Source organism: Stenotrophomonas sp. STEN021 (assembly GCF_056760175.1).
The window spans coordinates 1-20893 of sequence record NZ_JBRREH010000090.1 but is presented as its reverse complement, the minus strand read 5'-3'; the positions used below and the strand labels follow the sequence as shown (position 1 = coordinate 20893).

Sequence of the window (20893 nt, the reverse complement as noted above, 5' to 3'; positions counted from 1 at the left end):
TCCTTGAAACTGCGAATGCAGGCCTTTCGGCGGCCTGCAGCCTCGCCAGCTTCGCGGCTGACGCCGCTCCTACAACAGCCATCGGCATCGCACCTACCGTTGTACGGCCCTGCCGTTATATCGTCTGCGCATGACTGAACCTCCTGCCTTCGATACGCCGCTGCCGGACGACATCCAATGGCAACCGCTGCCACCGCGCGGCGCGCTGTTCGCCGCCGCCGGTTCGGCACTGAGCATGGCCCTGCTGTTCGGCGCGGCCTGTGTGGTACTGGTGTTGGCTACCGACCAATCGAGCTGGTTGCTGATTCCCCTGGCTGCAGCTGCAGCGGGCGCACTGCTTGGCGCATGGTTCGGCTGGCGCCGGCATCGGCTCACCTTCTGGCGGCTGGACGCGCAATCGCTGGGTGTACGCCGTGGCCATATGTGGCAGAGCGAAAGCCACGTGCCGGTATCGCGCGTGCAGCACCTGGACCTGCGCCGCGGACCGCTGGAACGCATGGCCGGGCTGGCGACCCTGATCGTGCATACCGCCGGCACCCGCATGAACACCGTCGCCGTGGCCGGACTGGCACACGCCGATGCCGAACGCCTGCGTGATCGCCTGGCGCGGCAGCTCGACCACGACGACGCGCTGTGAGCGAACTCCCGCCCCCCGTGCCCAGCGACGAACAACGGCTGCATCCGTGGTCGTGGCTGTTCGCCCTGCAGCAGCAGGTGCAGCAGTTCCTGCTGCCGCTGGTTGCCTTGCTGGTGTTCGGCAGCCGGCGCGATGACGACCTGCCTTACCACCACTGGATCAGTGGCGCGATCGTGGTGGCACTGGTCGCCAGCGCGGTGCTGCAATACCTGAGTTACCGCTATCGCATCGGCAACGATGCGCTGAGCATCCGCAGCGGCATCTTCGAGCGCACCCGTCGCGAGATCCCGTTCGCACGCATCCACAACGTGGTCGTGCACCAGAACCTGTTGCACCGCATGTTCGGCGTGGCCGAGCTGCGACTGGAATCGGCTGGTGGCGACAAGCCCGAAGCGGAAATGCGCGTGCTCAAACTGGCGCAGGCGCTGGAGCTGGAGCGACTGATCCGCCAGGGCGGCTGCGAAGCAGCGATAACCGGCGATCAAGCTGACACTCCCACCGATGGTGTATTGCTGAGCCTGCCGCTGTCCGAACTGGTGCGGCAGGGGCTTATTTCCAACCGCGCAATGGTCGTTGTGGCGGCAGCAATCGGTGCGACCTACCAACTGTTCCCGCGCCGGACCACCTCCGATTTCATCGAAGAACAGGGCCGCCACGCCTTCGGCTATGCCAGCCAGCTGCAGCTGGGCACGCTGACCATGGTCGCCACCGGCATCCTGCTGCTCGCCTTCGCGCTGGTCCTGATGCGGCTGCTATCCGTGGGCTTGGCTATCGTGCAGTACTACGGTTTCCGCCTGAGCGAGGCCGACCGCCGTCTTACCGTCGAACGCGGCCTGTTCACCCGCGTGCGCAGCAGCGTGGCACGCCGTCGCATCCAGGCCTGGACCCTGCGCGAAGGTGCGCTACATCGGTTGTTAAAGCGCCGCCAGCTGCGGGTGGATATCGCCAGTGGCGGCCAGCAACAGGAACAGGACGGGCGCGCACTGAAGGAACTGGCACCACTTGCAACGCCGGACACTTGCGACGGCCTGCTGCAGCACCTGCTGCCGCAGCTGCAGTGGCCACCCACCCAATGGCTACCGGTAAGTACACGGGGCTGGTGGCGGCTGTGCCTGCCGGCGCTGCTGTTGATGAGTCTGCTGTCTGCACTGCTGGCATCCGAAACCGGCAGTGCATGGGGTCTGCTGCCGCTGCTCTGGCTGCCATGGTCGGCGCTGAAGGCGCATCGCCAGGTAAGCCGCATCGGCTACAACATCGACGCGCAGCGCGTGGCCATTCGTGGCGGCTGGTGGAACCGCTGGTGGCGGGTCGCCGAGCTGGACAAGTTGCAGGCCCTGAGGCTGGATCGCTCACCGCTGGACCGGCGATTCGGTACCGCGACACTGACGCTGGATACCGCAGGTGCAGGTGGTTCGCCCGCTTTGCAGCTGCGTTTTCTTGAGGAAGCGCAGGCGCGTGCGCTGATGGCGCAGCTGGAGCGGGAGATGGTGCGGCGCAAGTTGAGCTGGTGAGGCGCCCCCTCTCCCGCAAGGGGAGAGGGAGAGGCCACTGCGAGTTGACGCATTGCCAGCAATTGCAGCTTCTCCCCTCTCCCCTTGCGGGAGAGGGTGCCCCGAAGGGGCGGGAGAGGGGGAAAGCTTCCCCGACTAAACCCGCGCAGGGCCCCAATAACCAATCCGCTTGCGCAGCTTGAGCTTGCGCCACCAGTTGCGCGGCTTGGGCTTGCGGTTGCGCCCGCCCTTGGCGATGAAGTCGTCGATGGCCTGCAGGATGCGCTCGCTGGACTGGCCATCGCGGTAAGGGTGCAGCTGATCGGCAAACTGGCGCACCGCGTCCATCAACTCCGGCGGCCGCGACAAGGCGGTACGGATCGCACCCTCGAACTGCGCCGGGTCGTCGATATCCAGCAGCTGCGGTCCCGGGCGGCGGTTCTTGAAGGTCACCACCGGCTTGTAGGTCAGCAGGAACTCATTGAGTGCCGAGGACGTGTCCGAGCACATCATGTCCACCTGCGGGAACAGGTCCAGGATGTTGTCGTCGTCTGCGAACCGCAGATACGGGCCTTCCAGCGCGCGGTACTTGGCGGTGATTTCCGGGTCCATCTTCGGATGGAAAGTGACGATCCAGCGCCATTCGCCAGTCTGCGACAGCCGCTTGATCTCGTCGTAAAGGATGCCGGCGGCGCTCCAGGACGGCGAGAAGGTGGAGTGGTACAGGATCACCGGCGGCTCGCGCACGGGATCGGGCTCGTCCTTGAGCTGGCTCATGAACGGATCGATCTTGGGGAAGCCGGTTTCCACCACCGAAAAATGTCCGGTCTTTTGTGCCAGCTCCGAGAACGCGGCGGTATCGCGTGGGCCGGTGGTGCAATACAGGTCGAAGAAGCCACGGATATAGATGTGGCGCGGCTTGCCGGCGTCAAAGCCATGGAAGGTCTCGACCTTCACCCCGGGGAAGAAGTGCGGCACCGCGTTGGAGGAGGTGATCACCGCACAGGGGTTCCACGCACGCACCTGCTCTACCGTCAACAAGGTCTCGTCAGCGGTCAGGTCACTGGCGCCCGGGCCATCGAAAAACCATGCCGCCTCATCGCCACGTGCGCGGATCGCCGCCTGCAGCGGGCGGAGGATGGCCAGCGCATAGCGCTCGGACCCGTACAGCAGATAGTGGCGTGGCACGGTGGGGAACTCCTGAATATCCCGGATATGCCGAAATTATCGCATCGCCAGTGGAAGCCGTCGCTGCTACGCTTTGGCCCGATCCCCCGTGCCAGACCCCGCATGCCCAGCCCAAGCACCGCCCTGCCCATCCAGCGCCCGCGCCTGTCGGCCTGCATCATCGCCTTCAACGAAGCCGACCGCATTGGCGACTGCCTGGCCTCGCTGGCGTTCTGCGACGAGATCGTGGTGGTCGACTCCTTCTCCAGCGACGCCACCGTCGCCGTGGCCGAAGCCGCTGGCGCCCGCGTGGTGCAACGTGCGTTCACCGGCTTCCGCAGCCAGAAGGCGTTCTGCGTGGAGCAGGCCAGCCACGACTGGGTGTTGTGCCTGGACGCAGATGAGCGGGTCAACCCGGAACTGCGCGCGGCCATCGAGGCCGAACGTGACGCCGGCTTCAAGCGCGCCGTCGGCTACCGTTTCGCGCGCTGCTCGGAGTACTTCGGCCGTTTCCTGCGCCATGGCACCGCCTATCCGGACCGGGTGCTGCGCCTGTTCGACCGCCGCCACGGCGGCTGGCGCGGCGATCGTGAGATCCACGAAGCCGTCACCCTGGACGGCCCGGCCGCCCTGCTCAAGGGTGACCTGCTGCACCACCCCTACCGCAGCTTCCTGCAACTGCTGGACAAGAAGCAGAAATACGCGCGAATGATGGCCGAGCATGAGTTCGCCAAGGGCAAGCACGCCAGCCTGGGCAAGCTGATCATCGCCCCGAGCTGGCGCTTCATCCGCAGCTACGTGCTCAAGCGCGGCTTCCTGGATGGTTGGCCGGGCTTGATCGAAGCCTTCGTCAGCGCCAACTACGTGCGCCAGAAGACCATCATGCTGTGGTTGCTGCAGAACGGGCAGCCGCTGGTAAACCCGCCGGCAGCAGCCGATCCATAAGCCACGTGGACTTTCTGAACCTGGCCCAGCAGATGAGCTGTTCATGCCTTCCTGTTCGTTGAAGATGCAGGTTGACGCCGCTAGAATCATGCGTTCTACCGACTGAGATCCAGACTGGTTATCTGGTGGCCACCCGGCTGTCACTGCCACCTTCCCAGCGGCGTCTCCACGCCCAACCGGTGTGATCCTCACGTGAATCATTTGTCTTCGGTCCAATCCCCCCCGCTGCTGCCCGGGTTCCGCGCCCGGTTGCTGACGATTGGGCAGTGGTGTGCGGTACTCACGCTGTTTGCCGCCCCCATCAACAAGCCCGCCACCAACATCCTGATCGGGCTGAGCCTGCTGTGCTCCCTCGTCGGCGCGGATGTGCTGGCACGATGGCGCGCAGCATTGCGCGAGCCAGTGGTCATCGGCTTCCTGGTCTGGCTCGGCGTGCTGTTCGCCAGTGCGCTGCACGCATGGATCGGTCGCGGCGACCCGGCCTTTGGTGATGCTGCCATGTGGGGCTGCATATACCCGGCACTGATCGCCAGCCTGCTGCGCGACTCGCGCTGGCGCTGGCGCGCGCTTGCGGCATTCGCAGCAGCGGCCGGGCTGGTAGTGGTGATCTCCTATCTGATGCAGTTTGGCGTGGTGCCGCAGCGCGCCGTGGCTGAAATCCAGCCCTCGATGCGCAACACCGTCTTCAAGGAATACACCCAGCAAGGGCTGGCCAGCCTGATCCTGATGTCGATGTTGGTGGCTATTGGCCTGAACGGCCCTGATCGGCGCTGGCGCATCGCCGCACTGGCCGGGGCTGCGGTGGTGCTGTGCAATGTGGTCCTGCTGATCCAAAGCAGGACCACATACATCGTGCTGCTGCCGCTGCTGGGCTACTGGATCTACCGCCTGGTCTCCCACCGGCTCAACGGGTGGCGCACGCTGATCGTCAGCACAGTGCTGGCGGTTGCCACCATCTCCGCGCTGTGGTCGACACCCAGCATCCGCGAGCGCATGCTCAACTCCATCACCGAAGAAGTTGATGGCTACCTGGTCAGCCAGGAAGCCACTTCCAGCGGGATCCGCCTGTGGCTATGGCAGCAAACCCTGCCGATGATCGCCGACGCTCCGGTTTTCGGGCATGGCCTGAACCAGTGGGAACCCCTCTACCTGGAGCAGATGCGCGGCATCCCCGACTCGGAACCGTTCATCACCGGCCACCCCCACCAGGAAGCACTGCTGGTCCTGGCCGAGGAAGGCGTGGTGGGGCTGGTGCTTTTTGCCGCTTTGCTGCTGGCTTTCGCAGCCCACGCGAGCAGGCTACCTGATCCGCAAAAGGGTATCTTTGTCAGCATCCTGATCATCTATGTCGCCGCCGGCCTGGCAAATGGGCTCTGGAGCAACTTCACCCATCGCCATGTCTTCATCCTGTTGATGGCCTGCATCCCGATGGGCAACTTCCCCTGGTACGGCCTGGCCAGAGAGCGCAAATCCACGTCATGAAGCCCAACCTGTCGTTTGATGAGGTGACCATTGTCTGCGTCACCTACAACAGCTCGACTCTGGTGGAGGCGATGGCCAACACGCTGGCTGCGTTCCCGCATGTCATCATCATCGACAATGGCAGCAATGATGACAGTGCCGCACGCATCACACTGCAGATCCCGCACGCGCGCGTGATCAGCCGCAGCAGCAACGCCGGTTATGGTGCCGCCAACAACCAGGCAATGGCGGCGGTGCAGACGCCGTTCGCATTGCTGCTCAATCCCGATTGCTTCATCGCTGCGGATGACCTGCAGTGCCTGCTGGACTGCATGCAGCAGCACCCCCAGGCCGGCGTGATCGGCCCTCAGAACTGGCGCAGCGAAACGGTTCCCCAGATATCGCATCGCCAGGCCTTCTTCAGACCCGGCGCGGACAGCTCCTGCACGGTGCCGGACGAGGTCACCGCCGCCGAATGGATCCACGGCTGCTGCCAGCTGCTGCGAACCAGCGCGTTCCGCGAGATCGGCGGCTTTGACGAAGTCTTCTTCCTCTACTACGAAGACGACGACCTGTGCCTGCGGATGGCCCAGGCCGGCCATCAATGCCTGCTGCAACCAGCTGCGCGCGCCTTCCACAAGGGCGGCGCCTCCTCCGCCCCCAGCATGCGTACCGATTTCATCAAGCGCTTCCATTACGCACGCTCGCGTCAGATCGCAATCCGCCGTTACATGGGTAACGCCGCGGGGCGCGTGCACTTGACCAAGCTGATGGCCGCCACGCTGCCGGCAGTGATGGTATACAGCCTGTTGCTGCGTCGGCGCGATGTAATCAAGTGGGCCGCATGGGGAGCGGCGGCGTTCTCCGCCGCCTTGGGACTGGACCTGGTGCCAGGGCGCGGCAAGCCCGCGACGATGTCCACCGACGGCTAGCACCTTTTTCTCACCAGCACACCCCAACCAAGGGCACAGATCGTGGCAGAATGGCTTCGCCAGCCGGGCCCAGATGCCCATGCCCGCCTACCCTTTCCTAACGAGAGTTTTTCATGCAACGCGTCCTGGTCACAGGTGGTGCGGGGTTTCTTGGTTCCCATTTATGCGATCGGCTGATCCAGCAAGGGCATGATGTCCTGTGCGTGGACAACTACTTCACCGGTAGCAAGCGCAATATCGCGCACCTGCTGAACCTGCCCAATTTCGAACTGATGCGGCACGACGTCACCTTCCCGCTGTATGTGGAAGTGCAACGCATCTTCAACCTGGCCTGCCCGGCCTCTCCCGTGCACTACCAGCACGATCCGGTACAGACCACCAAGACCTCGGTGCATGGTGCGATCAACATGCTGGGCCTGGCCAAGCGCGTGAACGCACGCATCCTGCAGGCGTCCACCAGCGAGGTGTATGGCGACCCGGAAGTACACCCCCAGCAGGAAGGCTACTGGGGCCGGGTCAACCCGATCGGGATCCGCAGCTGCTATGACGAAGGCAAGCGCTGCGCCGAAACCTTGTTCTTCGACTACCACCGCCAGCACGCGCTGGACATCAAGGTCGTGCGCATCTTCAACACCTACGGCCCGCGCATGCATCCCAATGATGGCCGCGTGGTGAGCAACTTCATCGTGCAGGCCCTGCGCGGCGAAGACATCACCATTTTCGGTGATGGCAGCCAGACCCGCAGCTTCTGTTATGTGGATGATCTGATCGAAGCGATGCTGCGGACCATGGACACCGAGCGTGGCTTTACCGGTCCGATCAACATCGGCAATCCCGGCGAGTTCACCATGCTGGAGTTGGCCGAAATGGTCCTGCGGCTGGTCGGCGGTCGCTCTCGCCTGGTGTATCGCCCATTGCCCTCGGATGACCCGCGCCAACGCCAGCCGGACATCTCCCTGGCCCGTGAAAAACTGGGCTGGGAACCCAAGGTCGCATTGGAAGACGGCCTGAAGGAAACCATCGCCTACTTCCGCAAGCTGTTGGCAGAGGATCAGGCGTGACCACCTTCGCCGTCGTCATCACCAACTACAACTACGCCAAGTTCGTCTGCGAGACAATCGATAGCGCGCTGGCCCAGACCCGCGCGGCCGCACAGATCCTGGTGGTGGACGACGGCTCAACCGACGGCTCACCGGAACTGCTGCGCCAGCGCTACGGCGACGATGCCCGGGTGACGCTGTTGTTTGGCGAGAACGAAGGCCAGTTGGCCGCGTTTCAACGCGGCGTGGCCGCTGCCAACGCGGATGTGATCTGCTTCCTGGACGCCGATGACCGCTGGAAGCCCGAATACCTGGAAAAGATCGGCGCGGTGTATGACGCCCGCCGCGATATCGACTTCGTCTTCAGTGACCTGCAGACCTTCGGCATCGACAACCTGGACATCCGTTACGAAGACAGCCAGCAGCCCATCGACCTGGGCTATACCGCAATAAGCACCTACTTCCTGGTGCCCTGGTATGGCGCCCCCACCTCGGCCCTGAGCCTGCGCCGAGCCTGGGCGGAGAACGTTCTCGACCTGCCGCACAGCTTCCGTCGCCAGTGGAAACTGTGCGCTGATGCCTGCGTGGTGCACGGTGCCAGCATCCTCGGCGCCCGCAAGTACTACCTGCCCACCGCCTGCGTGGAATACCGCACCCACGGCAGCAATGGCTGGTGGGCAACCCGCCGTGAGCCAACCAGCCTGTACCGCAACGGGCTGCGCAACTACGGCATTGTCCGTGTGTACGCAGCACGCAGTGGCCTGGACGATGGCTGCTGCAGCCTGGGCAAACAGGAGTACCGCACCAAGCCCCAGCCCAGTCGCAAAGAGCGACATCGCTACGCCAGCATCGCGCTGCGCGGCGATGCCCCCTGGTGGAAGCGCTATGAAAGAGCCATCAGCATCCTGTCTGGACGCCAGTCACGCCGCCGCTGAACAGCGGCGCCATTGCAGCCTGTCTACGTATCAACCGTTGCTTGCGGGTGTGCGCCCGCGCAGCCGCGAGGCGAGGTTGTAGGCAAACCAACGCAGGCTCAAACCGGCACGGTAAGCCTCACGGCTCAGCCAACCCAGCGGCCCAACGCTGGGCTTGGCCTTGCGCCCGGCCTGGATCACCGAAGCGAACAGATCACCACTGCGCACCACCCCTGGCTTGAGGCCAAGGCATTCCACCCCGTGCAGCCAGGCAAGATCCATATAGTCATCTACCGGCAGCACCCAGTGCTCGGCATGACGCAGGAATTTCGCCGCCGCCTCTGGCGCCAGATAGTAGCCAAACGCACACAAGGGGCTACGCCAGTAGCGGTGCAGGACGAAATCACCGAACCTCACCCACGCCGAGCTGGGGCGGTCTGCTGCATGCAGGCGGAAGTAGCCCACCGACTCCGGCAATGACGGCAGGTCACGCAATACGTCCAGGAAGCGCGGATCGATGGTGATGTCGTCTTCAAACACGATCATCGGCCGACCGCTGTCCACGCACTGCTGCCACAACAGATAGTGGCTGGCCCAGCAGCCTATTTCGCCAGGACGGAAAGGGCGGCCCTTGCAGGCCAGACGCCGCTTCTCATCGACCTTGGTGAACAAGGGATGCGGAATGCTGCCATTGACCGCTTCCCACATCGTCACCTCGATGCCCAAGGCTGCTGCCTGCCGCTGGATCGAGGCACGACGATCCGCCGAGGCCGGCAGGTTGATGACATACAGGGGCAAATCAGCAGAGGGCCGAGTCATTGCGTGAAGCAATCCTGGAAAAGAATCCACACGGGCTCCCCTTTATTCCGGGAGCCATCCTGGATACAACAGCGAATCATGATAGTAACCGATCAGCAATGGCCTGCCTGCCTGCAATGGCGCCCGCCAGCAACGCGTGGCAGGCGCCTGATTTAGTCGACAACCCCGCCGCCAGCGTAATCCAAGGAACGAAGAACGTCCGCTCAGTCCTGCGCCGCTTTCACCAACCGCGCATAGAAGAAGCCATCCCCATCCTGCTCGCCCGGCAAGCGCTGGCGATTGCCCGCGTCTTCATGGCCAAAGGCTTCCGGCAACGCCTGCAGGCGTGCATCGGGGGTACGGGACAGGAAGGCTGCGACCTGCCGACCATTCTCCTGTCGCAGAATCGAACAGGTCGAATACAGCAAGACGCCTCCCGGGCGCAGCACCGTCCACAAGGCATCCAGCAAGCGCGCCTGCAAGGCCGCCAACGCGGTGATGTCTTCGGCACGGCGGTGCAACAGCACATCGGGTTGACGCCGGATGATGCCCGTGGCCGAGCAAGGCGCGTCCAGCAGCACCGCGTCAAACGGCTTGCCATCCCACCAGGCGGCGGTATCGCTGGCATCCACCGCCAACACCTGCGCTTCTGCGCCTACGCCGGTACGCGCAAAGGTTTCACGGATACGCTGCAGACGCCGCGCATCGACGTCCAGGGCGAGCAACTGCAAGGACGGGTCACGTTCCAGCAGATGCGCCGACTTGCCGCCCGGCGCAGCGCAGGCGTCCAGCACCCGCGCACCGAGCGGTGCCTGCAACGCATCGGCCACCTGCTGTGCCGATAGATCCTGCACCGACACAGCCCCCTGCGCGAAGCCGGGCAAGCTGCTCACCGGCATCGCGACTGGCAGACGCACCGCGTCGGCAGACAGGGACTCCGCGACCGCTTCGATGCCCGCTTCAGCCAACAATCCCAGGTACGCCTCGCGCGAATGCTGCTGGCGATTCACCCGCAGCCACATCGGTGCAGGCTGCAAACTCTGCGCGATGATTTCCGCGGCCTGCTCCGGCCAGTCGCGCCGCACCTGGACCAGCAACCACTGCGGCCATGCATCTTCGGCATTCGCTTCTGCAAAACCTTCGCGCTGGGCACGACGCAACAAGGCGTTGACCATGCCAGCCTGCCGCTCGCGGCCGAGCGCGCGCGCCGCTTCCACCGTCGCTGACAGCGCGGCATGGGCTGGCAGCTGCAACACATCCAGTTGGGCGAAGCCGGCCATCAGCAGCGCACGCAGATCACTGTCGCGTGCCCCCAATGGCTTCTGCAGCCATTGACGCAGCGCCTGCTCGTAGACCGCGCGGCGGCGCAGAGCGGCAAAACATATCGCTTCCAACAGGGCGCGGTCGCGGCTGTCGTCAAGCTTGGGCAGCGCCGCGCCAAGCTCCGCTTTCAGCGAGCGCCCCTTGCCGATCACCGCCGCCAGTACCTTGGCCGCCAGCGCACGGGTCTGCACACCGGGCTGTGCCGCCGCGGATTTACCCCACGGCGAGGAAGTAGCAGCCGTCATTCGCTCAACCCTCGATCCGCAGATCGCGGCGTGCGTTCAGATAATCGGCAGCAGTGATCGCTTTGCCACCTTCGCGCTGCACCACGCGCAGGCGCAGCGCGCCCTGCCCGCAGGCGATATCGATGCCTTCGCGGGCAGCGCCGATCACCGCACCAGGTGCTTGGCCTCGATTGTCATCAAGGGCAACAGCGCCGTGGATGCGCACACGCTCACCGGCCAACATGGCCTCGGCCACCGGCCAGGGATTGAAGGCGCGCACGCGGCGCGCCAGTGCAACCGCCGGCTCGGCCCAATCGAGCTTGGCCTCGGCCTTGTCCAGCTTGTGCGCGTAGGTGACGCCGACTTCCGGCTGGCGCTGCGGCACCGGCTTGAGCCCCGCGCGCAACAGTCCCAGACCATCGGAGAGCACCTGCGCGCCCATCTGCGCCAGACGATCATGCAACTGACCGCCGGTATCGGTATCGCTGATCGGGGTGTGCTGACGCAGCAGCACCGGGCCGGTATCCAGCCCCGCTTCCATCTGCATCAGGCAAACGCCGGTTTCAGCATCGCCAGCCTCGATCGCGCGCTGGATCGGCGCGGCACCACGCCAGCGCGGCAGCAGCGACGCGTGCACGTTCCAGCAGCCGTGGGTCGGGATGGCCAACACGGCCTTGGGCAGGATCAGGCCATAGGCCACCACGATCATCAGATCCGGCTGCAGATCGCGCAACTGCTGCTGGGCCTCGGGCGTCTTCAAACTCTCCGGCTGGAACACCGGGATGCCACGCGCGATCGCATCCAGCTTCACCGGCGAGGGCATCAAGCCACGACCACGACCTGCCGGACGGTCCGGCTGGGTGTAGACCGCCACCACTTCATGCTGGCGCGCAGCGGCAGCCAGCGAGGCGACGGCGAATTCCGGCGTACCGGCGAAGATGATTTTCATTGGGCGGGGATTCGGGATTCGGGATTCGGAATTGGCAAAAGCAGCGCAGCGGCTGTTGCCAATCGCGAATCAAAAAAAAACAGCATGCGGGCCAGGGCTACAGGACGGAACGCCAGAACTGCAAAAGACGCAGCAATGCACGCCTTTACCAGTCTCCAATCCCGATCTCCCCGATCCCTGCACTCAAGCGACGTGCTTGCGCGACTTGGCCAGCTTCTTGCGCACCATCTCGCGCTTGAGCGGCGACAGATAATCGATGAACAGTTTGCCGTCCAGGTGATCCATCTCGTGCTGGATGCAGGTGGCCAGCAGGTCGTCGGCAGCCAGTTCCTGCGGCTTGCCCTCACGGTCGAGGAAGCGCACCACGATGGAATCGGCGCGGGTGACATCGGCATAGATGCCCGGCACCGACAGGCAGCCTTCCTGGTAGACGCGGCCGCCTTCGCTGGCGCTGACGATCTGCGGGTTGATGAATACCTGCGGCGCGTTGTGCTCTTCGCTGACGTCGATGACCATGAAGCGCTTATGGACGTCCACCTGGCTGGCGGCCAAGCCGATGCCGGGAGCGTCGTACATGGTCTGCAGCATGTCGTCGATCAACTGCTGGAAGGCCGGCGTAGTCACTTCGGCAGCCTCGACAAGGGCCGCCTTGGTGCGCAGGCGCGGGTCTGGGAACTCAAGAATGGGCAGGAGGGCCATGGCGATACCAATCTGGGATGCCGCTTATTTCGGCAAGATGTCCCAATTCTACCGCTTGCGCTTGCCCGGCGCGCCCGTTTCTGCAATATAGTGCGACAACCTGTTGGGGAATCAGGCAGATCGCAACCATGTTGAAACAATTACGTACGGTCGCCGCCGTGGCGATGCTGACCGTCACGACCTATGCCGTGGCCGTCGAAATGAACGGCACTCACCCTGACACCTACGTGGTGCGCAAGGGCGATACTTTGTGGGACATATCGGCACGTTTCCTGAAGAAGCCGTGGCTTTGGCCGGAAATCTGGCAGGCCAACCCGCAGGTCAAGAATCCGCACCTGATCTATCCGGGCGACGTTCTGAGCCTGGCCTATCTGGACCGCGTGACGGCCCAGCCCGGCCCGCGCCAGGAAGCTCCGATCACCGGCGTACCGCTGGCGGACGTTGAGCCCTTCCTCAAGAACCTGAACGTGGTGGACAGCTTCGAGGACCTGCCCTATGTGGTCGGCCTGGAAGACAACCGCCTGCGCGCCAGCGCCGGGCAGAAGGCCTATATCCGCGGCCTGGATGGCGCTCAGACTGGTCAGCGCTACATGGTGGTCCGGCCCACCGTGCGCTTTGCCCAGCCCAAACCCACCGAAGACCTGAACCCCAACGGTGATACCACTCCGGGCAGTGGCAATCTGTGGAAGAACTTCGTTGCGACCAATGACCGCAATGAATTCCTCGGCTATGAACTGGCCCAGGTCAATATCGGCACGCTTACCCAGGTCGCCAGCGGCAACGTCGAAGCCTCTACCCTGCAACTGGAAGCCAGTGGCAGCGAGGTGCGCGCAGGCGACCGCCTGGTACCGGTGCAGCTCAACCCGTACGACCTGCAGTTCATCCCGCACGCCCCGGCCAACGCCCCGGCACCGGGTCAGCTGCGCGTGCTTGCAGTGACCGACACCTTCACCAGTGGTGGCCCGCGCGATGTGATCGCCATCTCCGGCGGCGCACGCGAGGGCATCAACAACGGCACCGTGTTCTCGATCTGGCGCAGCGGCAGCCATGTCGCCCACCGCATGCAGTACCCGGGCTCTTCGCGCATGGATGATGCACTGAAGACCGGCGCCGGCCGGGTCAGCCTGCCTGACGAATACGCAGCCCATGCCATGGTGTTCCGCACCTTCGACAAGGTCAGCTATGCCTTGATCATGGAAGGCACCAAGCCGACCCACGTTGGCTATGAGCTGAAGCACCCGGACGCCCAGTAAGCGCCTGCGGTCTAGCCTTACGATGCAGGACAACGGCGCCCGAGTGCGCCGTTGTTGTTTGTGGCGGCAGGCTGGGCCATGCCTCGATCAGCCTTCACCAATCTACCCTCCCCACCCTGTTGCCCCGCCCTGCTGGCCCTGGCGCTGGCTGGTGGACCGCTACAGACACTGCGTTGCCTGCTCGATCAACATGGCAGCAGCGCGAACGCCTTGGCCGCCGGCCCCAGCGGCTGGCAAGCAGTGGGCTGTACGCCTGCGCAACGTCAGGCATTGGCAAAGCCGGATGCAGGCAGCTGGACGCGCGCCGTCACCTGGTTGGAAGCCGACAGCCATCACCTGCTCGGCTGGGGCGATCCGGACTACCCACCACTGTTGCGCGACAGCCCCAACCCACCGCTGGCACTGTTCGTTGCCGGCGACCCGGCGCGCCTGTGGCAGCCGGCCATCGCCATCGTCGGCAGCCGCATGCCCAGCGCTGGCGGCCGCGATATCGCCCGCGACGTTGCCAGCGCACTGGCCGGTCACGGCCTGACCATCGCCAGCGGCCTGGCCGCCGGCATCGATGCTGCCGCGCACCGGGCCGCGTTGGCCTGCAAGGGCAGTACCTATGCGGTGATAGGCACAGGGCCGGACCTGGCCTATCCGCGCCACCATCGCCAACTGCAGGCACAGATCGCCGCCGAAGGCGCGGTAGTCAGCGAATACCCGCCAGGCACAGCGCCGCGCAGCGGTCAGTTCCCCGCCCGCAACCGCCTGTTGGCTGCGCTGGCACTGGGCACCGTGGTGATCGAGGCTGCTGAACGCTCGGGCGCGCTGATCACTGCCCGCCTGGCCAGCGAGGCCGGCCGTGAGATCTTTGCCGTGCCCGGCTCCATCCACAACCCTATGGCACGCGGCTGCCACCGGCTGATACGTGAGGGTGCAACCTTGGTGACACATGCCGACGACATTCTTGAAGGCGTGGCCAATCTGGCCGGCAAACTGGCCTGCGCCTTGCAAACCCGGCTTCATACCCCCACCTCACCTGTACCGTCCGGCCAGCACCCGGCCGTCACGCCACCGGACCCAGACTACCAGCGATTGTGGGATGCCTTGGGTTATGACCCAACCGGTATGGATTTACTGATCGAGCGCACTGGATTGACGGCCGCCAGCCTGTCCTCCATGCTGCTGCTCATGGAATTGGAAGGCAGAGTGTCGTCGGCGCACGGCCGCTACACCCGCACCTGAAGGTTTCTTCACCTCCACAGCGCCAATGGCGCAGGCCGAGGGGCAATGAAAGAGAGCATCCTGGACGTCCTGTTGTACCTGTTTGAACACTATTTCAGCGAAGATGCCGATCTCATCAGGGACCGCGACTCGCTGCAGAACGGCCTGATCCAGGCCGGTTTTAGTCCCGCCGAAATCAACAAGGCCTTCGACTGGCTCGATGCCTTGGCCGAACAACGTCCAGCCGTGGCACAGCCACGCGTTGACGGGCCGGTACGCGTGTTCCACGGCCCCGAGCTGGACAAGCTGGACGTTGAGGGACGCGGTTTCCTGCTATTCCTGGAACAGCAACGTGTGCTCGATGCCGATCAGCGCGAGCTGGTGCTGGACCGCGCCATGGCCCTGGACCAGGACGAACTGGACCTGGACGACCTGAAGTGGGTGGTACTGATGGTGCTGTTCAACCAACCCGGCGCAGAAGCTGCCTATGCCTGGATGGAAACCCAGATGTTCGTCGACGAACCCGAACCCCTGCACTAAGCCCAGAACCGGCGTGCAGGGATGCATAAGGACAATATCTACGTGAGCCAATGGTTCTACGCCGAGGGCAACCGCGAACGTCGCGGCCCGATCAGCGACGAAAACATCGTCGAGCTGTTCCAGTCCAGCCGCATCGACGGCAGCACCCTGGTCTGGCGCGAAGGCGCCGGCGATTGGCGGCCGCTGCGCGAGTTCGCCAGCGAACTCGGCCTGGACATGACGCAGGCAGCCTCCGCGGCAGCGCCAGCAGGCGCGCCACCACTGCCCCCGGGGCTGCAAACCATCCACACCACGCCTGTCTCGCCTCCCCGGCAGGGACTGTCCGGCTGTGCAATCGCCGGCATCATCGCTGCGGTGGTCGGGGTGATCCTGATTGCCATCATCGGCATCCTGGCCGCCATCGCCCTGCCCGCCTATCAAAGCTATGTGCTGCGCTCCAAGGTCACGATGGCCAATGGCCAACTGCTCGACCTGAAGCATCAAGTAGCAGAGTTTGCCGCCGCCAACCAGCGCTGCCCCATCAATGACGACGAAGGCTTCGGCAGTCCGCAAAGCTATGCCAATGGCGACATCGCCGAGATCAATGTGGGCCGCTTCGAGAACGAACATTGCGGGCTGGAAGCACGCCTGCATGTTCCCAAGCACGCGCAACTTGACGGCAAAAGCATCTGGCTCGACTACGATATGCAGGCCGACACCTGGGAATGCAGTTCCGATGTCGAGGACAAATACCTGCCAATCAGCTGTCGTGGCTGATTGGTAGCGGTCAGAACTTTTACGGGGAAAACGATGAGCCAGTGGTACTACGCTGATGCCCAGCGCGAGCGGCATGGTCCGATTGAAGCGGACGCCCTCCGCGAAAAATTCCGCGCAGGCGAGATCGACCTGGGCACCCTGGTGTGGCGTGAAGGCATGCAGCAGTGGCAGCCGCTTTCTGCCATCGCCGACGAACTGCAGCTGATCAGCCAGGCCAGCACCGGCATCGACCTGCGCCAGGACTACGCCGCCATTGAAAGCGGCGAAGCCGTCGCCGCACGTGCTGCCGCCGAAGCCAACTCCCCGTACGCCGCGCCGGCCAGCCGTCCGCAGGATGTCGACCCCGCTGCCGTGCAGGGCGGGCTGGTGGTGCAGGCCGGTTTCTGGAAGCGCGTAGCCGCGTACTTCATCGACTACACGATCATGACCGTGTTCACCTACGTTGTACTGATCCCGCTGAGCATCCTCAGTGCGATCGTCGGTGGCATATCGGGCAGTTCGAATTCCGCCGCTGGCTCGATCGGCATGTTCCTGACCCTGGGCATCGGCTACCTGATCATCTTCGCCGCCAACATGATGTACCCGGCATGGATGCATTCGTCCAGGTACCAGGCCACGCTTGGCAAGATGGCGGTGGGCATCAAGGTGGTCCGCAGCAACGGCGAGCGCCTGACCCTGGGCCGTGCGATTGGCCGCTTCTTCGCCTACCTCCTGAGCAGCATCACCTTGTGCATCGGCTTTGTGATGGCCGCTTTCACCGAGCGCAAGCAGGCCCTGCACGACATCATCTGCGACACCCTGGTGGTGGACAAATACGCCTTCACCGATCATCCGGAGTGGCAGCAGCAAGGGCTGGGTACGGTCACCATCGTGATCCTGTCGCTGGCCGGCCTGGGCATCCTTTGCCTGATCGGGCTGTTCGTGCTTATCGGCGTTGCCGCAGCAGGCTTCAACTGACAAATTGCCGGGGACTGCTTGACACAGCCCCCTCTGGCATGATTCCTCTAATAAGGAACAAAGCTGAACGCCCGGGCCGCAACCCGGGCGTCGGCTTATGCACAACCCAAACATCGGCTTCACTATCGTCCCGGTTTAAGCCACCCTAGCGCCCCCACACGGGCGTTCCGCCCCAAGAATGTACTGACATGCCCAAGCACCTGCTCATCGTCGAATCGCCGGCCAAGGCCAAGACGATCAATAAATACCTCGGCAAGGACTACACGGTCCTGGCCTCGTATGGGCATGTGCGCGATCTGGTCCCCAAGGAAGGCGCGGTCGACCCTGAGAACGGGTTCGCCATGCGTTACGACCTGATCGAAAAGAACGAGAAGCACGTCGAAGCCATCGCCAAAGCCGCAAAGGGCGCCGATGACATCCTGCTGGCGACCGATCCGGATCGCGAGGGTGAGGCAATCAGCTGGCATATCGCCGAGATCCTGAAGCAGCGCGGCCTGTCCGACGGCAAGCCGATGCAGCGCGTGGTGTTCACCGAAATCACCCCGCGCGCGATCAAGGAGGCGATCGCCCAGCCGCGTGAAATCGCCTCGGACCTGGTCGATGCCCAGCAGGCACGCCGCGCGCTGGACTACCTGGTCGGTTTCAACCTGTCGCCGGTGCTGTGGCGCAAGGTGCAGCGTGGTCTGTCCGCCGGCCGCGTGCAGAGCCCGGCCCTGCGCATGATCGTCGAGCGCGAGGAAGAGATCGAAGCCTTCATCTCGCGCGAATACTGGAGCATCGAGGCCGCCTGCGCGCACCCTTCGCAGCACTTCAACGCGCGCCTGATCAAGCTGGACGGGCAGAAGTTCGAGCAGTTCACCGTCACCGACGGCGACACCGCCGAGGCCGCACGCCTGCGCATCCAGCAGGCCGCGCAGGGCTCGCTGCACGTCACCGACGTCGCCAGCAAAGAACGCAAGCGCCGCCCGGCCGCACCGTTCACCACCTCCACGCTGCAGCAGGAAGCCTCGCGCAAGCTCGGCTTCACCACCCGCAAGACCATGCAGGTGGCGCAGAAGCTCTATGAAGGCGTGAACATCGGCGATGAGGGCACGGTCGGCCTGATCACGTATATGCGTACCGACTCGGTGAGCCTGTCGCAGGATGCGCTGGCCGAGATCCGCGACGTGATTGCCCGCGATTACGGCATCAGTTCGCTGCCGGACAAGCCCAACACCTACACCACCAAATCCAAGAACGCGCAGGAAGCCCACGAAGCCGTGCGCCCGACCTCCGCGCTGCGCACCCCGGCACAGGTGGGCAAGTACCTCACTGACGACGAGCGCAAGCTGTACGAGCTGATCTGGAAGCGTGCCGTCGCCTGCCAGATGATCCCGGCCACCTTGAACACCGTCAGCGTCGACCTGTCGGCCGGCAGCGAGCACGTGTTCCGCGCCAGCGGCACCACCGTGGTGGTGCCCGGCTTCCTCGCCGTGTACGAGGAAGGCAAGGACAGCAAGAGCGCCGAGGACGAGGACGAAGGCCGCAAGCTGCCGATGATGAAGCCCGGCGACCGCGTGCCGCTGGACCGCATCGTCGCCGACCAGCACTTCACCCAGCCGCCGCCGCGCTACACCGAAGCGGCACTGGTCAAGGCGCTTGAGGAATACGGCATCGGCCGTCCGTCCACCTACGCCTCGATCATCCAGACCCTGCTGTTCCGCAAGTACACCGAGATGGAAGGCCGCAGCTTCAAGCCGACCGACGTCGGCCGCGCGGTCAGCAAGTTCCTGTCCAGCCACTTCACCCAGTACGTCGACTACGACTTCACCGCCAAGCTCGAGGACGAGCTGGATGCGGTGTCGCGTGGCGAAGAAGAATGGGTGCCGCTGATGGAGCGCTTCTGGGGCCCGTTCAAGGAACTGGTCACCGACAAGAGCGAATCACTGGACCGCACCGATGCCGGCAGCGCGCGCGTGCTGGGCCCGGACCCGGTCAGCGGCAAGGATGTCACCGCACGTATCGGTCGCTTCGGCCCGATGGTGCAGATCGGCACCGTCGAAGACGAAGAGAAGCCCAAGTTCGCCTCGCTGCAGCCGGGCCAGAGCATCTACTCGATCTCACTGGACGAAGCACTGAAACTGTTCGACATGCCACGCAAGCTCGGTGCCGACGCCAATGGCGAGGAAGTCACCGTCGGCATCGGCCGCTTCGGACCGTTCGCCAAGCGCGGCAGCACCTATGCCTCGCTGACCAAGGAAGACGATCCCTACAAGATCGACCTTGCCCGCGCCATCTTCCTGATCGAAGAGAAGGAAGAGATCGCGCGCAACCGCATCATCAAGGAGTTCGAGGGTTCGGACATCCAGGTGTTGAACGGTCGCTTCGGCCCCTACATCAGCGACGGCAAGATGAACGGCAAGATCCCCAAGGACCGCGAGCCCGCCTCGCTGACCCTGGCCGAGGTCGAGCAGCTGATGGCCGAGACCGGCAAGCCGGTGCGCAAGGGCTTCGGCAAGAAGGCCGCGAAGAAGACCACGGTCAAGAAGGAAGCCGCACCGAAGAAGGCCGCCGCAAAGAAGGCTCCGGCCAAGAAGGCGGCAACCAAGAAAGCCGCGACCAAAAAGACCGCGGCTAAGAAGGCCACCAAGAAGACCGTTGCCAAGAAGGCAGTGAAGAAGTCGGCCGCCGACGACGCACCGCCGTTCTGAACCTGCGCTTCCTTCTCCCTCCGGGAGAAGATGGCCGAAGGACGGATGAGGGTAGGCTTTGCTCCCGAGGGTGGGAACCAGCACTGCTACTGCTTTCATCTCCCCTCCCCCGCCAACAAGCGGATAATCGGCAGCACCCGCAGCAGGCCGCCCATCGGGCGGCCTTTGCTTTGCGTCCTTTCGCGGACCCGCGCCCACCATGCGTGCGGGCCTCCAACGGTGCTGACCATGCTAGAGCTCGACCTGCACAATGTCGTCCCGGCCCTCAAGGCCGGCGGCGTGATCGCCTACCCGACCGAAGCGGTCTGGGGCCTGGGCTGTGACCCCTCCAACGAAACCGCGGTGATGAAGCTGCTGGCGCTGAAGCAGCGCCCGGTCGAGAAAGGCATGATCCTGATCGCCGCCAGCCCGGCGCAGCTGGAAGGTTGGGTGCAGCTGGATGCCTTGGCAGACGACCGCCGGCAGGCGGTGCTGGACAGCTGGCCCGGCGCCAACACCTGGATCGTGCCGGCCGGCCCACGCGCTCCACGCTGGATCACCGGCGAGCACACTGGCATCGCCGTGCGGGTCAGTGCACATCCGTTGGTACAGGACCTGTGCAACGCCTGGGGCGGCCCGTTGGTATCGACCAGTGCCAACCTCGCCGGTGAGCCTCCGGCACGCTCCCGTGAGCAGCTGGACCCCGCCTTGCTGGCCCTGTTGGATGGCCTGCTGGACGGCGCCACCGGCGGCCTTGCCCAGCCCACCCGCATCCGCGTAGCCGCCACCGGCGCAGTCCTGCGCGACTGAGCGCCAAGCGCGTCATCTGTAGGGCCCAACCAAGAACCGCAGGGGCGTAAACAAAAACCCCCCCCCCCCCCCAAAACAAGGCCCCAAAACGGGGGGCCCCCCCAAACACAAAAACAAACC

The 20893-nt window shown here is 64.4% G+C and carries 19 protein-coding genes; 14 read left to right on the top strand and 5 right to left on the bottom strand.

What is annotated here, in order from left to right:
* Positions 1-130 precede the first annotated feature (130 nt).
* Together ACVOL0_RS16965 and ACVOL0_RS16960 are read left to right on the top strand one after the other, a co-directional pair.
* On the top strand, positions 131-637 hold the full coding sequence (locus ACVOL0_RS16965; protein WP_481550095.1) for a PH domain-containing protein: 507 nt from the start codon (positions 131-133) through the stop codon (positions 635-637).
* A 17-nt stretch (positions 638-654) separates the two neighbouring features.
* On the top strand, positions 655-2148 hold the full coding sequence (locus ACVOL0_RS16960) for a PH domain-containing protein (protein ID WP_481550094.1): 1494 nt from the start codon (positions 655-657) through the stop codon (positions 2146-2148).
* A 135-nt stretch (positions 2149-2283) separates the two neighbouring features.
* Here the strand turns inward: ACVOL0_RS16960 and ACVOL0_RS16955 are convergent, their stop codons facing one another.
* Positions 2284-3315 carry a CDP-glycerol glycerophosphotransferase family protein gene (locus tag ACVOL0_RS16955; RefSeq protein WP_481550093.1) on the bottom strand — a complete coding sequence of 344 codons (1032 nt, stop codon included), beginning with the start codon at positions 3313-3315 and terminating at the stop codon, positions 2284-2286.
* Between the two features lie 102 nt (positions 3316-3417).
* On the opposite strand from ACVOL0_RS16955, the gene ACVOL0_RS16950 reads away from it, so the two are divergent.
* From ACVOL0_RS16950 to ACVOL0_RS16930, 5 genes are all read left to right on the top strand, one after another.
* Positions 3418-4239: a glycosyltransferase family 2 protein gene (locus ACVOL0_RS16950; protein WP_481550092.1), complete on the top strand. Its 822-nt coding sequence runs from the start codon at positions 3418-3420 to the stop codon at positions 4237-4239.
* 192 nt (positions 4240-4431) lie between these two features.
* Positions 4432-5721 (top strand): O-antigen ligase family protein, encoded by a 1290-nt coding sequence (locus ACVOL0_RS16945; protein ID WP_481550091.1) that lies wholly within the window; start codon positions 4432-4434, stop codon positions 5719-5721.
* The gene (locus tag ACVOL0_RS16940; RefSeq protein WP_481550090.1) at positions 5718-6632 is read left to right on the top strand and encodes a glycosyltransferase family 2 protein; all 915 of its coding nucleotides are present in this window, start codon (positions 5718-5720) and stop codon (positions 6630-6632) included. Before ACVOL0_RS16945 ends, ACVOL0_RS16940 begins: the two co-directional genes overlap by 4 nt.
* Before the next feature lie 113 nt (positions 6633-6745).
* Complete coding sequence (locus ACVOL0_RS16935) at positions 6746-7693, top strand: UDP-glucuronic acid decarboxylase family protein (RefSeq protein WP_481508833.1); 948 nt, start codon at positions 6746-6748, stop codon at positions 7691-7693.
* Positions 7690-8607 carry a glycosyltransferase family 2 protein gene (locus ACVOL0_RS16930; protein ID WP_481550089.1) on the top strand — a complete coding sequence of 306 codons (918 nt, stop codon included), beginning with the start codon at positions 7690-7692 and terminating at the stop codon, positions 8605-8607. Before ACVOL0_RS16935 ends, ACVOL0_RS16930 begins: the two co-directional genes overlap by 4 nt.
* A gap of 30 nt (positions 8608-8637) precedes the next feature.
* Here ACVOL0_RS16930 and ACVOL0_RS16925 read toward each other — a convergent pair whose 3' ends face one another.
* The 4 genes from ACVOL0_RS16925 to def all read right to left on the bottom strand — a co-directional run bounded on the left by ACVOL0_RS16925 (position 8638) and on the right by def (position 12579).
* Complete coding sequence (locus tag ACVOL0_RS16925; protein ID WP_481550088.1) at positions 8638-9405, bottom strand: glycosyltransferase family 25 protein; 768 nt, start codon at positions 9403-9405, stop codon at positions 8638-8640.
* 203 nt (positions 9406-9608) lie between these two features.
* Positions 9609-10952, bottom strand: a complete 1344-nt coding sequence (gene rsmB, locus ACVOL0_RS16920) for a 16S rRNA (cytosine(967)-C(5))-methyltransferase RsmB (RefSeq protein WP_481550087.1) — start codon at positions 10950-10952, stop codon at positions 9609-9611.
* A gap of 4 nt (positions 10953-10956) precedes the next feature.
* Positions 10957-11880, bottom strand: a complete 924-nt coding sequence (fmt, locus tag ACVOL0_RS16915; RefSeq protein ID WP_481550086.1) for a methionyl-tRNA formyltransferase — start codon at positions 11878-11880, stop codon at positions 10957-10959.
* 183 nt (positions 11881-12063) lie between these two features.
* Positions 12064-12579, bottom strand: a complete 516-nt coding sequence (gene def / locus ACVOL0_RS16910) for a peptide deformylase (protein ID WP_481550085.1) — start codon at positions 12577-12579, stop codon at positions 12064-12066.
* 128 nt (positions 12580-12707) lie between these two features.
* On the opposite strand from def, the gene ACVOL0_RS16905 reads away from it, so the two are divergent.
* The 7 genes from ACVOL0_RS16905 (at position 12708) to tsaC (ending at position 20773) form a co-directional block, all read left to right on the top strand.
* Positions 12708-13832, top strand: a complete 1125-nt coding sequence (locus ACVOL0_RS16905) for a LysM peptidoglycan-binding domain-containing protein (protein ID WP_481550084.1) — start codon at positions 12708-12710, stop codon at positions 13830-13832.
* A 78-nt stretch (positions 13833-13910) separates the two neighbouring features.
* Entirely contained in the window at positions 13911-15062 is a 1152-nt protein-coding gene (gene dprA, locus ACVOL0_RS16900) for a DNA-processing protein DprA (RefSeq protein WP_481550083.1), read from the top strand.
* 45 nt (positions 15063-15107) lie between these two features.
* Entirely contained in the window at positions 15108-15581 is a 474-nt protein-coding gene (locus ACVOL0_RS16895) for a DUF494 family protein (RefSeq protein WP_481508841.1), read from the top strand.
* A gap of 21 nt (positions 15582-15602) precedes the next feature.
* Positions 15603-16337, top strand: coding sequence for a pilin (locus ACVOL0_RS16890; protein WP_481550082.1), 735 nt, complete (start codon positions 15603-15605; stop codon positions 16335-16337).
* Positions 16338-16370: 33 nt separating this feature from the next.
* Positions 16371-17294 carry an RDD family protein gene (locus ACVOL0_RS16885; protein WP_481550081.1) on the top strand — a complete coding sequence of 308 codons (924 nt, stop codon included), beginning with the start codon at positions 16371-16373 and terminating at the stop codon, positions 17292-17294.
* 188 nt (positions 17295-17482) lie between these two features.
* Positions 17483-19984: a DNA topoisomerase I gene (locus ACVOL0_RS16880; RefSeq protein ID WP_481550080.1), complete on the top strand. Its 2502-nt coding sequence runs from the start codon at positions 17483-17485 to the stop codon at positions 19982-19984.
* 228 nt (positions 19985-20212) lie between these two features.
* Positions 20213-20773 carry an L-threonylcarbamoyladenylate synthase type 1 TsaC gene (gene tsaC / locus ACVOL0_RS16875; protein WP_481550079.1) on the top strand — a complete coding sequence of 187 codons (561 nt, stop codon included), beginning with the start codon at positions 20213-20215 and terminating at the stop codon, positions 20771-20773.
* The last annotated feature ends 120 nt before the right edge of the window (positions 20774-20893 follow it).